At 48.4% G+C, this 12,418-nt stretch carries 13 protein-coding genes; 7 read left to right on the top strand and 6 right to left on the bottom strand.

The window, feature by feature from the left end:
* The first annotated feature begins 13 nt into the window (after positions 1-13).
* The 5 genes from Q9M42_RS11465 to Q9M42_RS11445 all read left to right on the top strand — a co-directional run bounded on the left by Q9M42_RS11465 (position 14) and on the right by Q9M42_RS11445 (position 4,299).
* Complete coding sequence (locus tag Q9M42_RS11465; RefSeq protein WP_322526609.1) at positions 14-1,072, top strand: M20/M25/M40 family metallo-hydrolase; 1,059 nt, start codon at positions 14-16, stop codon at positions 1,070-1,072.
* Positions 1,073-1,232: 160 nt separating this feature from the next.
* Positions 1,233-1,595 carry a hypothetical protein gene (locus tag Q9M42_RS11460; RefSeq protein WP_322526608.1) on the top strand — a complete coding sequence of 121 codons (363 nt, stop codon included), beginning with the start codon at positions 1,233-1,235 and terminating at the stop codon, positions 1,593-1,595.
* 31 nt (positions 1,596-1,626) lie between these two features.
* Positions 1,627-2,604: a Gfo/Idh/MocA family protein gene (locus tag Q9M42_RS11455; RefSeq protein ID WP_322526607.1), complete on the top strand. Its 978-nt coding sequence runs from the start codon at positions 1,627-1,629 to the stop codon at positions 2,602-2,604.
* A gap of 6 nt (positions 2,605-2,610) precedes the next feature.
* Entirely contained in the window at positions 2,611-2,919 is a 309-nt protein-coding gene (locus Q9M42_RS11450) for a hypothetical protein (protein ID WP_322526606.1), read from the top strand.
* Positions 2,920-3,027: 108 nt separating this feature from the next.
* Entirely contained in the window at positions 3,028-4,299 is a 1,272-nt protein-coding gene (locus Q9M42_RS11445; RefSeq protein ID WP_322526605.1) for a multidrug effflux MFS transporter, read from the top strand.
* A gap of 108 nt (positions 4,300-4,407) precedes the next feature.
* Here the strand turns inward: Q9M42_RS11445 and dhaM are convergent, their stop codons facing one another.
* Genes dhaM through Q9M42_RS11425 form a run of 4 tightly spaced genes read right to left on the bottom strand, consistent with a single transcriptional unit; the run spans position 4,408 to position 6,906 of the window.
* Positions 4,408-4,809, bottom strand: coding sequence for a dihydroxyacetone kinase phosphoryl donor subunit DhaM (gene dhaM / locus Q9M42_RS11440; RefSeq protein ID WP_322526604.1), 402 nt, complete (start codon positions 4,807-4,809; stop codon positions 4,408-4,410).
* Entirely contained in the window at positions 4,809-5,429 is a 621-nt protein-coding gene (gene dhaL / locus Q9M42_RS11435) for a dihydroxyacetone kinase subunit DhaL (protein WP_322526603.1), read from the bottom strand. The genes dhaM and dhaL overlap by 1 nt, the downstream gene beginning before the upstream one ends.
* A 7-nt stretch (positions 5,430-5,436) precedes the next feature.
* Positions 5,437-6,405, bottom strand: a complete 969-nt coding sequence (dhaK, locus tag Q9M42_RS11430) for a dihydroxyacetone kinase subunit DhaK (protein ID WP_322526602.1) — start codon at positions 6,403-6,405, stop codon at positions 5,437-5,439.
* An 18-nt stretch (positions 6,406-6,423) separates the two neighbouring features.
* Positions 6,424-6,906: a DinB family protein gene (locus Q9M42_RS11425; RefSeq protein WP_322526601.1), complete on the bottom strand. Its 483-nt coding sequence runs from the start codon at positions 6,904-6,906 to the stop codon at positions 6,424-6,426.
* 180 nt (positions 6,907-7,086) lie between these two features.
* Between Q9M42_RS11425 and Q9M42_RS11420 the strand changes: the two genes are divergently transcribed.
* A complete protein-coding gene (locus Q9M42_RS11420) occupies positions 7,087-7,533 on the top strand; it encodes a DUF4385 domain-containing protein (protein ID WP_322526600.1) in 447 nt (148 codons plus the stop codon).
* A gap of 22 nt (positions 7,534-7,555) precedes the next feature.
* On the opposite strand, the gene Q9M42_RS11415 is transcribed toward Q9M42_RS11420, so the two are convergent.
* On the bottom strand, positions 7,556-8,731 hold the full coding sequence (locus tag Q9M42_RS11415; protein WP_322526599.1) for a pyridoxal phosphate-dependent aminotransferase: 1,176 nt from the start codon (positions 8,729-8,731) through the stop codon (positions 7,556-7,558).
* 230 nt (positions 8,732-8,961) lie between these two features.
* Between Q9M42_RS11415 and Q9M42_RS11410 the strand changes: the two genes are divergently transcribed.
* Positions 8,962-9,900, top strand: coding sequence for an ABC transporter substrate-binding protein (locus tag Q9M42_RS11410; RefSeq protein WP_322526598.1), 939 nt, complete (start codon positions 8,962-8,964; stop codon positions 9,898-9,900).
* 63 nt (positions 9,901-9,963) lie between these two features.
* On the opposite strand, the gene Q9M42_RS11405 is transcribed toward Q9M42_RS11410, so the two are convergent.
* Positions 9,964-12,387 (bottom strand): Lon protease family protein, encoded by a 2,424-nt coding sequence (locus Q9M42_RS11405; RefSeq protein WP_322526597.1) that lies wholly within the window; start codon positions 12,385-12,387, stop codon positions 9,964-9,966.
* Positions 12,388-12,418: the final 31 nt, after the last annotated feature.

The following is a 12,418-nucleotide window of genomic DNA, read 5'->3' as shown; positions in this document are numbered from 1 at the left end:
AGGAGGAAAACTTATGAAGGAATCATCTGAACAGTTTTTATACGACCTGCTCCAAACTCCCTCTCCATCCGGTCACGAAATGGCTATTCAGCGTAAGTGGCTTCAGTACGTCTCTCCGTATGCGGATGAAGTTCACACAGACACGATAGGCAATGCCTGGGGCACCATCAATCCGGAAGCCCCGTTTCACGTACTTTTAGCCGGGCACTGTGATGAGATCGGCTTTCTTGTAAAGTCTATCGACAGCAGTGGTTTCGTACGGGTGGAAAAGCTCGGCGGCATCAGCCAGGCACCTGCACTGGGAATGAAAGTGACTTTTCAGGGCAGGCAGGGACCTATCACCGGCGTTACGGGCGTCAATGCGGAACACAAGGGCGGCAGTAAAAAAGATTTCGCCTTTTCCGATCTATACATAGACTTTGGAGCTAATAGCAAAGAAGAAATAGAAAAATATCTTTCCGTCGGCGATGCAGGCGTTTATGAGCGCACGCCCGAAAAGCTGTTAAACAATCGTTTCAGCGGACGGGGGCTCGACAACCGGACAGGGGCCTTTATCACTGCAGAAGTTCTGCGCCGTCTGCACAACAAACGCCCGGCGGTGGGCGTCTATGGCGTAAGCACGGTCAACGAAGAAACAAACATGGGAGGGGCTCATTTTGCCGGCGCCGGTCTCCGTCCGGATTTAGCAATTGCCCTCGACGTTACATTTGCTTATGATTACCCCGGGTCCAATCCGAATCAGGAAACAGAAGTAACACTCGGCGGCGGTCCCGTCCTTGCCAAAGGGGCTCCGATTCATCCGACAGCTAATGAAGGACTGGAGCAGGCGGCCAAAAAAGCCGGCCTCTCCGTGCAATACGAGCTCACTCCGCGGGTGACCGGTACTGACGCCGACCGGATTCGTCTTGCTGGCAACGGTATTCCAAGCGTCAATGTATCCCTTCCACTACGGTATATGCACGCCCCGGTGGAGACAGCCAGCATGTACGATATCGAAAATGTTATCGAGCTGTTGGTCGAATACATTTGTTCCCTGCAGGAAAATGAAGACCTGAGGCCTGTCCGTCCGTAATTTACTTTTGTGTATCTTTTATTTCACGCTCTCTTCTTTTTCAGGAAGAGAGCTTTTATCATTTGTACTTTTTTGATTCAAGGCTGTTCATTTGAAGCTAAAACCGCTACGATACAGTTATGAATATTTGTATCTACATTACTTAAAGGAGCTGCAGCCAATGGAGGAACGCTTAGCAGAGTTCGGGCAAATCATCGATCAAATTATTTCCCGGGTACCGGGGACCTTCGGCGAAAATATCGCTGTATTTGTTCTCGCTATTTTATTGTATCTTTTACTGCGTCCTATCTTTTTTTTATGGAAACCGGCAGCGGCCCGGCTGTTAAAAATGCTGTGGTACGCGGCCCTCGGTTATGTTCTGCTGCAGGAGGCCGGATCCATTTTCTTCATTCTTGGCTTTGCAGCTGCTGTAGAGGCATACGACCAGTTTTTTCTCTTTTTTGAGGAACGAAAACGGCGGGCTTCTATGCCAAAGGCGGAAGCAAAAACACGGACGAACCGGAAAAGAAAAGGAAACTCTTAGGATCAGTTGACATTTAAGGAGGTTTCACATAATGAATTTTGCCACCGTGGGGACAAACTGGATCACCGAAGCTTTTATTCAGGCCGGCAGTTCTCTTGAAGGCTTTCAGCTGCAGGCGGTATATTCGCGGAATATTGAGCGTGCCCAAACGCTTGCGGATCAGTACGATGCGCCTTCGGCTTACGATGATTTAGAACAGCTTTGTCGGGACACAAACGTTGAAGCGCTGTATATTGCAAGCCCTACGAGACATCACTTTTCCATAGCTATGGCCGGTATCCAGCACGGCAAGCACATCATCTGTGAAAAGCCGATGTGCTCTAATGCGGAAGAGGCAAAGCGGCTTCTTGCCGCTGCTTCAGAATACGGTGTCACTATTATGGAAGCGATCAAAAACATGTATTTCCCGGCCTGGGAGACTGTTTCGAACCACCTTGACGAAATCGGAAAACTCCGCCGGGCATCGATTTCCTATTGTCAGTATTCGAGCCGTTACGACGCCTACCGCGAGGGGACCGTGCTCAACGCTTTTAAGCCCGAGCTTTCCAACGGGGCCTCGATGGATATCGGCATCTACTGCCTCCACCCCGCCCTTGAACTCCTCGGCATGCCGCATACAGTACAGGCGCATGGCTATCTGCTTGAAACCGGAGCCGACGGCCAGGCCGCTGCTCTTTTAGGCTATTCCGATGCCCAGGCTGTGGTCAGCTATTCAAAAATTTCTGCTTCCACCCAGCCGGTGGAGCTGCAGGGCGAAGACGGCACGATCACCATCAACCATATTAACCACATGCACCGGGTGACCCTTACAAAAAAAGATGAAACGACTGTCCTCTGGGAAAATAATCAGGAGGATTCCATGGCTCACGAAATACAGGCCTTTATCCAGCTGTGCGCCGATGAAGATGTGCGGCACATTCCTATCGAACGCTCTATTCAAGTACTGCAGGTGCTTGATGAAATACGTGCACAAATCGGCGTCCGATTTCCTGCAGATACCGAGGAGTAGCGGAACGTGATGAGTCTTTCCTTTTTTTCCTTAATAAATGAAGGGTTAAGTGCTGTATTTGCCGTAGACTTGACTCAGGAATATGTATTTTTCCTGTTCAGCTTTGCCTTTTTTCTTCTCTTCCGGCCGCTGTGCTTTTTATGGATGCCGCCGCTTCAGCACCTGCTTCGATGCTCGTGGTACGTAATCATTGCTGTAGCCTTTTTTCAGGAATGGGCCGGAGCGCTTATTGTTATTTTTTTCGTTCTTGCTGCAGAGTGCTGGCATCTGCTGTTTGCTGCTATGGAAACAAAATCCGGGAAAAGTCCGTCTTAAAAACGGGCTTTTCTTTTTATATGCCCTATGTTAGAATCCTCTCTTGTGTGCAAAAAACAGACGTGTCCTATAATACATAAATCATTTAACAAGGGAGTAGATTTTATCATGAGTTCCACACAGGCGGTATCGTCTAAAAAACGGCTCGGCCTGGCGATTCTGCTGGGCTCACTGGCTGCATTCGGCGCTTTGACTATTGACATGTATTTACCTAGCTTTCCTTCCATAGCACAGGATCTTGATACGAGTGCGTCGCTTGTGCAGCTTAGTTTAACAGCCTGCCTGCTCGGCCTAGCCTTTGGCCAATTAATCGTCGGCCCTATGAGTGACGTGAATGGAAGAAAAAAACCGTTATCTGTTTTCTTATTTATTTATATTGCTGCTTCTATTTTATGTATATTCGCCCCGACAATTTGGATTCTGATTGCCTGCCGTTTTCTACAGGGATTTTCAGCTTCGGCCGGCATCGTTATTTCCCGGGCAATTGTCCGGGACATGTATTCCGGGAAAGAACTGACAAAATTCTTTTCCCTGTTAATGCTTGTAAACGGCCTTGCGCCAATACTTGCCCCAGTGCTTGGCGGAACCATTCTTAACTTTACGACATGGAACGGCGTCTTTGCCGTACTAAGCGCGATAGGAATTATTATCTTTATTATTGTTTTATCCCTGCTTCCGGAAACCCTCCCGGAAAATGATCGTTCCGACAGCGATATAAAAGAAACCGTACGTACCTTTGGCAGCTTATTAAAGGACCGTTCGTTTATGGGCTTCGCCCTTGCCCAGGGATTAAAAATGGCCGGCATCTTTGCTTATGTTTCCGGCACGCCGTTTGTCTATCAAGGCATTTACGGAGCTTCGCCGCAAACATTCGGCTTTTTATTCGCCCTTAACGGAATCGGCATTATTATCGGATCGCAGACCACCGGCAGGCTCGCCGGCATTGTACCGGAACGAAAAATACTCACCTTCGGGCTCGGGCTGACCCTCATTTCAAGCTCCGTCCTATTAACAATGACCGTGCTTCAGGCACCGCTTGCCGCTATCGTCATTCCAATGTTTTTCGTCGTTTCAAGCCTTGGGCTTGTAAATACAGCTTCGTTCTCTCTTGCGATGGAAGAACAAGGCCACCGGGCCGGTAGCGCTGCTGCATTAATCGGGCTGCTTCCATTTTTATTCGGTGCGGCTTCGGCCCCGCTGGTGGGCATCGCCGGAGAGCATACAGCGGTACCGATGGGAATTGTGATTTTTGGAGCAGACGCTGCAGCAGTACTCAGCTACGTGTTACTAGCGCGAGCGTCAAAAACACCTTCTGCCGAAAAAGAAAAAACCTCTCAGGGCTCCTATTATAAAAATGCAAGGCCAAAAACAAGCTCATAGCCTGAAATGCCCGGAGGCTTCAGCACTCCGGGCATTTCGGATTCTTGTATAAAACTCTCTATCAACGAAAACCCTGCAGCCGTAAGCCTGGCTGCAGGGTTTTATTCATTAATCCTCGATTTTTTTCCATTCCTTTGCCGACTCTGCTGCTTTTTTTACTTCTTCAAGCGTTTTTCCCATCCCTGCTTCGACCGCAGCGATGTACGCTCCTTCCACAAGCGGGGCATCAGCTATTGTAATACGACCTTCGAGCTCCGGCAGCATTTCAAGAGCCAATTCCGCATTCATTAATGCACTGCCAATATCAAACAAAAGCAGCACACCCTCTTCCGTCGTAACCGATTCCACAGCGCCGGTGATCCGGTCTACACTTGTGCCGATTTCTCCGTCTTCAGTTCCGCCCGCTGCAGCGATTGAAACATCCTCCTGCTTCGTCTGAGATACGAGATCCACGATGCCGTCGGCGAGCTCTTTGCTGTGAGAAATAACGATGATGCTGACTTTAGCCATTAAGAGGCCCCCTCTTTGTACACTTCTGCCAACGCTTCAAAAACGAGCTGCGATGAAAAAGCTCCAGGGTCCATATGCCCCTTCGAACGCTCGCCTAAATAGGAAGCCCTTCCTTTTTTAGCAATTCGGTCGATGGTAGCTTCTGCTTCGTTTGCAGCCGTTTTGGCAGCCTTCTCTGCGTCTGCGCCGTGCTCTTTCATTTCATCCCGCACAGGAATCCATACGTCGAGCATTGTCTTGTCCCCGAGGGAAGCCTTGCCTCTCGTTTCGATACCGCCGACGGCGGCCTCGATGCCTTCGGTCAACGCTGCGCTGTCAAGCACGTCTTTACCCTTCCATGCATTGGCGGCTTTAAGAAATGCCGTACCGTATAATGGCCCCGAGGCTCCTCCCACTTTCGAAATGAGTGTAGAAGCCACATCTTTATACATTGCGCCAATATCATCGTAGGAAGCGTCTTCCACTTTGTTGGCTACTTCCTGAAAGCCGCGGGCCATATTATGCCCGTGATCTCCGTCTCCGATGGCCTGATCCAGCTCGGAAAGCTTGTCCTTATGCTCCTGCATTTTTGCATTGATTCGTAGTGCCCATTGCTTCATTACTGCTGCGCTTAGTTCCATGAAAGCTTCACTCCCTGCCGGATAGTAACAGTTGTTTCCGTTCTTCATCCAGGTTTAAAATCGTTACCGAGCATCCTGTCATTTCAAGCGATGTCATATATTCTCCTACAAAGGTTTTCTTTACGTGAATACCACGGTCTTTCAACAGCTGAATAGCCTTTCTTGCCACAATATAAAGCTCCATTAAAGGCGTAGCTCCCTGGCCGTTGATCATTAACGCTACTTCGCTGCCATCCTTTAAGTGCATATCATCGAGCACGTGCTGAACCAGTTCTTCCGTCACGGCGTCTGCCTGCATCAGCTCGCGCCGCTCCACGCCCTGCTCGCCGTGAATACCGGTCCCGATTTCCATCTCGTTCTCATCAAGGGTGAAGCCGGGTTTGCCGGAAGCCGGAACAGTACACGGAGAAAGGGAAACCCCCATCGAACGCACGTTGTCAGCCACGCCCTGGGCAATTGCTTCCACCTCGTCCAGGCTTTTTCCCTCAGCCGCTGCTGCCCCTGCAATCATATGCACAAGGGTCGTTCCTGCTACACCGCGGCGGTCCTCCGGATTGGAAATCGCTACGTCGTCCCGTATAACGACCTGCTTGACCGTAATATCCTCTGCTTCTGCAAGATCGGCAGCCATATCAAAGTTCATGACATCCCCGCTGTAGTTCTTGACAATCAAAAGAACTCCGGAGCCGCTGTCGACAGCTTTAATAGCTTCAAGCACCTGGTCGGGTGTCGGAGAGGTGAATACTTCCCCGCTCACTGCTGCATCGAGGAGCCCTTCCCCAACATATCCGGCATGAGCAGGCTCGTGTCCGCTGCCCCCGCCGCTGATCAGCGCCACCTTCCCCTTGACCGGGGCATCTGCCCGCACAATGACATTTGTGTTTTCAATCGCCCGGAGTTTATCAGGATGAGCGGCCACCAATCCTTCCACCATTTCAGAAACAATCTGATCCACACCATTAATGAGCTTCTTCATTTCTTTTCCTCCCTCAGTCTATAATCTTGCTTTTATATCTTGGATTTGAGCAATATGACGCTCTTCGTGGAGACCGATCATTTCCAGCCACTGATGAAGAGGCATAGGCCCAAAATTGGGATGCGAAATGGAACGTGCTGCTAATTCCTCCCTGGTATGTTTTTCCTCCAGGTGACGGATATAGTCTCTTGTTTCCTTCAGTTCTTCAAGCAGGCTCTGCTTGCCATACTCCATGTCCTCCGGCTGCAGCTCCTGCGGGGCTTCTGCCGGGCGTCGCCGGTATTTCATCATTTGGATCGGCTTTTCTTCCGCTCTGGTCGTAGGTTCTGTTTCCAGGGCACTTTTCATACTTCTTCCTACAAAGGCTTCAAACAGCCGTAGGTGCTCGACCACCTGGGCCACGCTCCAATCAGTGGCGTCTGTTTTTATGTTCCAATCTGCTTCCGGCACTGGTTCAATTTCCTCCAGAAGCTGGCTGCGTACATTTTCAATATATTCCATCTTAAAACCTCCATCTAACACAAGGATTCGATGTGTATGTTCAATAATCCTTCTTTATTCCATGCATACTGTTTATTCCCCTTTTCAAGAAAAATAAATCCTAAACAAGGGTGCAGTTTCACACATAAATCTCATCATTTTCGGGCAAAGAAAACAAAGGCAGAAAAGGAGAGAATGCTTATGAGTTTTAACTATGAAGAAGATTTTGACCGTATTAATTTTCGTGAAAAGCCAGAAAAGTACCGTGTAGGGCGCGGGGAACAGGGCGTTTTAATGGTGGAACCGTACAAAAGCGAAATTTTGCCGTACTGGAGGTTTAAGACCCCGGACATTGCCGAAAAATCCTCCCGGCAGATTTACGAATTATTTTTGGAGTATAAAAAGCAAAAGGATTTTGTCGGAATGGATATGGCAAGAAAATTTCTGCAGATGGGCTACACGCGCTCACGCCGGTACGCCAATTATAAAGGAGGCAAAAAATACGACAAAGACGGTAACGTGAATGAACGTCAGATCAATGAAGAAAAAGCCGAATCCGCCCGGATTTTTGAGGAAAAATGGATCAAAGCCCGGGAGGACGAAACCTATTTATCATGGAAAAAAGACCATCAGCAAAAATATGGATAAATGAAAAAGTTAAATAGCTTCTTTATTTCACCTTTGCGGCCACACTCGCGATCCGCTCAGCAGCTTCCTTTAATCGCTCTTCCTCCTCGAGCAGACCAATGCGGACGTATCCTTCTCCCATGCTGCCAAAGCCGTGGCCCGGGGCGACTACTACACCCGCTTCTTCGAGCAGCTCTTCGGTAAACGAAGCGGAGGTGTATCCTCCTGGCACTTCCATCCATACAAAAAAAGAACCCCCTGGTGTCTGCACCGCTACGCCGTGATCATGAAGCGCCTGAATAAATACATTTCTTCTGTTTTCATAAACATTCAGTATATCTTCAGCCATCTTTGCCCCGTGATCAAACGCATACGCTGCTGTTTCCTGAACTGCACCAAACAAACTTACATACAAATGATCCTGAATTTTATTGATCATCTCTATAACTGAAGCGTTTCCCACAGCTACAGCTGCACGCCATCCGGCCATATTAAACGTTTTCGAAAGGGTGTACATTTCTACACCCACTTCTTTGGCTCCGGGGGTCTGAAGAAAGCTGGGCGGTTTTTTGCTGTCGTAGCCGAGCGATCCATAGGCAAAATCGTGAACGACGCAAATGTGGTGCTGTACAGCAGTCCGGACCGTTTCTTCAAAAAATTCCGCCGTAGCGGTACCGGCAGTCGGATTGTTAGGATAATTTAAAAACATCATTTTTGCCCGGTTCAGAACATCTGCTTCAATCTGTCGAAAATCAGGGCGAAAACTATTTTCTTTTTTAAGCGGCATAAAAGCCGTTTCTGCATTGGCAAGAGCTGTTCCCGAAAGATAGTCAGGATAACCCGGGTCCGGCAGTAAAGCAGTATCCCCAGGGTTAAGGAGACACTGGCTGATCTCTACAAGCCCTGTTTTTGCACCGAATAAAACCGCCACTTCCGTTTTTGGATCCAACGTCACACCGTATTCCCGCTGATAAAAATCAGCCGCCGCCTGCTTCAAAAATTCATAGCCCCGAAACGGGGAATATTTATGATATTCCGGCTTTTCAGCAGCAATCCTCATTTTTTCAACAATAGGCGCCGGGGTCGGCTGATCAGGGTTCCCCTGCCCAAGATTGATTAAATCCCTGCCTTCTTCTTTCAGAGTCTGGACTTTCCTTGAAAGCGAAGCAAAAAACTGTTCCGGCAGTCGTTCGATTTGTTCAGACGGTTCAAATCGCATAAAATTTCCTCCTGTACGCAGAGTCTCTCTCGTATGTTTTACAATCATAAAAACAAATTACCTTCAGTGTAACGTTAAATAAATAAAAGCACATCCCTTCCATTTTCATAAAAAATTATATGAACAACATTTTTTGCTTAGTTCCAGAGGTTTACATTGTAATTATAAAATGAATACCATATAATAGTCATGCAAATGATTATTATTATCATCTAGGAGGATGTACATATATGGTTAAAAAATGGCTTTCTTTGTTTGCAGTAGGTTTCGCCTTTTTATTTGTGCTTGCCGCCTGCGGCAACGGTTCATCCGGAGGTTCCGGAGAAAGTGAAGACAGCGGAGAAAATGCAGAAGCAGAAACAAGAACAGTCACTGACCCGACCGGACGCGAGGTAGAAATCCCGGAAAACCCCGAGAATGTAGTGGCCCTGCAAAACACAGCAGATATGCTGATTCTTGATGAACAGCCAATAGGCACTTCTGATTATTATCTCGATACGTACGGCGATCAGCTCGAAGGAGTGGAAAGCGTTGGCGGCGATTCTCCAAACGTAGAGCAGATCAACGAGCTTGACCCGGACATGATTCTTTTATCGGATTATCAGTCTGACTCCCTTGACCAGCTTGAACAAATTGCTCCGGTATATATGACTTCTTTTGAAGATACACCGGAAGAGCAGCTGCAGAATACTGCGGATGCACTTAACAAAGAAGATGCGGGCGAAGAGTGGCTGAACGAGTACGATCAACAGGCCGAGGAAGCCAAACAGACTCTTGCAGACAATGACGTGCCGGAAGACGCAACAGCAGCCGTGGTTCAATTCAGCGGCAAGGAAGTATACGTACACGACCAGTCCATCTTTGCCGGCCTGTATGAAGGTGCCGGATTAGAACCAACTGAAGGTGTCGAAGAAAATACGGAGACCCAGGCTATCTCTCTTGAAACTGTTCCTGACTATGTAGAAGGCGCGGATTATTTGTTTATTCTAACCGATCAGGGAGAGCCGACAGAACAGTCCCAGGAACTTGTGGATGACCTGCTTGCTGATACGGAAGCCGTACAAAACGAACAATTTTATTACGTAAATAATACGAAATGGAGCGACTACACGCTGCTTGGCCGCGAGTACCAGCTTAACGATTCCGTAGAAAAAATCACCGGTGAATAAAACAGAGGCCCGTTCTTTTATAAGAACAGGGCCTTTTTTGTATATACACGATTTGCGACTGAACTATTCCATGCCCTGCTGTCTGAACTCCATATCATACATCCGTTTAAAACGGGCTTCTGTGCGGGCAAATACTGAGCCTTCCGGATAGGTTCCGTCCTCGCGGCGTACGGCTCCTGCCCGTTCACCGGTCAGGATTTCCATACCTTCAGAAATATGGCCGACTGCCCATATATGGAAGCTTCCTGCTTCCGCCGCTTCCACAACTTCGGGATCGAGCATTAAATTGCGGGCATTCTGCTTCGGAATAATTACACCCTGCCTGCCGGTCAGTCCTTTTTCCCGGCAAATATGATAAAAACCCTCAATCTTTTCATTCACACCGCCGATTGGCTGAATCTCCCCCCACTGGTTGACCGATCCGGTTACTGCTATCCCCTGGTAAATAGGCACTTCTGCCAAAGAGGAAAGCAGTACGTATAACTCTGTGCTTGAAGCGCTGTCGCCGTCGATAAGACTATAGGTCTGCTCGAAAGTAATGCTCGCCGATAAAGGAATAGGACGATTTTTAGCAAACTGGCCGGAAAGAAACCCGGTCAAAATCATCATGCCCTTGTGATGAATCTGGCCGCTGAGAGACGTTTCCCGCTCAATGTTCATCAACCCGCTTTTTCCGACGTACGTCTGAGCCGTAATTTTCGTTGGAATGCCAAACATAGAGTCTCTTGTTCCCATAACGGCTAGTCCGTTAATCTGCCCGACCCTGTAGCCTTCCGTTTGAATCATAATCGTTTCATCATGAATTTTCTCCCGGTACTGTTCAGGGATGTGACTTGAACGCCTGTATTTTTCCTCGAGCGCCCGGAAAATGTGCTCCGCTCTGACATAAGCGTTTCCTTCCTGCAGCGCGTAATGGCTGGATTCTACGAGAAGCTTTGTAATATCCTGAAACCTGGTTGTCATCTTCCCCTGTTCATCTATTAAACGGGAGCTATAGTCAATCACTCTGGCAACAGCTTCCCGGTGAAACGGCAGCAGACCCTCTTCCTGAACGTAGTTTTTCACGAACCCGGCCATTTTCCAGCTGTTTTCATCGTTTTTAGCCATGACGGTATCGAATTCTACTTTGACTTTAAACAGCTTATCAAACTCTTCATCAAGTCTCGACAACAGATCATAAACGTAATAGGAGCCAATGATGATAACCTTTGTCCGAAAGGGAATAGGCTCCGGCTTAAGTGCACTAGTTGGCAGCAGTCCCCGCTCTTCATAGGAGTTTTCGATATGCACGTGCCCGGTCTGAAGCATCCGTTTTAACCCTGGCCATGCACCTGGGTGCTGCAGCAAATCTGCAGCCTGAAGAATCAAATAGCCCCCATTTGCCAGATGCACCGCTCCCGGTTTAATGAAAGTAAAATTCGTCACCAGGCTGCCAATCTGCCCCTGGTATTCTACCTTGCCAAACAGATTATGATACGTTGGATTGGACTCGTAAATTACCGGAGCCCCGTCTAAATGCTTGTTGTTGACGAGCAAATTCACCACGTACCGCTGATACTGTTTTTCCTTCATTCCTTCAAGTGCTCCTGCTGAACCTTCCTGCCCTTGACCTTCGGCAAAAAAGTAAAAATGCTCTACAACGTCCCGTTCGTATGCGGTTAAATACGCCTCAACCTTCGGCAAATGCCCGTATTGTCTGCGGAGCGGCTCAAATAATTTTTGTACCGCGGCTGAAGCTGTGTCTGTCATAAATAACTGTACGTCTTTGCGGAAGGTTTCCTCCATTTTGGCGATACGCCGGAGAGCGTCCTGCACTTTTTCTTCTACGAGTTTTTCGTTCGCTCTCAGCTGTGCCTTTTCTGCTTCAAGCAGGTGCTGGTACGTCTCCCGGTTCATTGGCTGACCGCGTTGAAGGGGAATTTTATTAATGCCATTCTGCATACGTTCGAGCTTAAAATGGTGCTGTACCGCGAACTGGTCGGTTTCTTTCCACAGCTCGTCCATCTCCGTACGCAGTCGTTCAAACATTTCCCGCTTCTGTCTTTCATGACTGTCGCTTGAGAATGCTGTTTTTAGTTCACGTTCGATGTTGATCAAAAGCTGTTCGATCCCGCGCCGGAAGCGCTGGCCTTCCCCGGCCGGAAACGAAAGCATTTCCGGACGGTCCGGATTATCAAAATTGTGCACGTAGCACCAATCATCCGGCTGCTTCTGTTTCCGGGCCAGGTTTTCCACGCTGTGCTGGGTGTAGGTCATTCTCCCTGTCCCCGTTGGACCGACTACAAACAAATTATACCCCGCCTGGCTTACTGAAAGACCAAACTCCATGGCCCGCTCGGCCCGTTCCTGGCCAATCATTTCATACGGAAAGTCTCTCATCTCCTCTGTCGTTTCAAATGAAAAGACGTCAGCATTGAATTCCAGGCGGAGCTCTGCCGGAGACAGTTCATGCAGAGCAAGCCTTTTTTCATAATCATGATGATTCATAAAACGCCCCTCCCTTCACCGTCATCCCGTT

The organism is Marinococcus luteus (assembly GCF_034497705.1).
GTDB classification, from domain to species: domain Bacteria; phylum Bacillota; class Bacilli; order Bacillales; family Marinococcaceae; genus Marinococcus; species Marinococcus luteus_A.
This window is presented reverse-complemented; position numbering and strand designations above follow the sequence as displayed.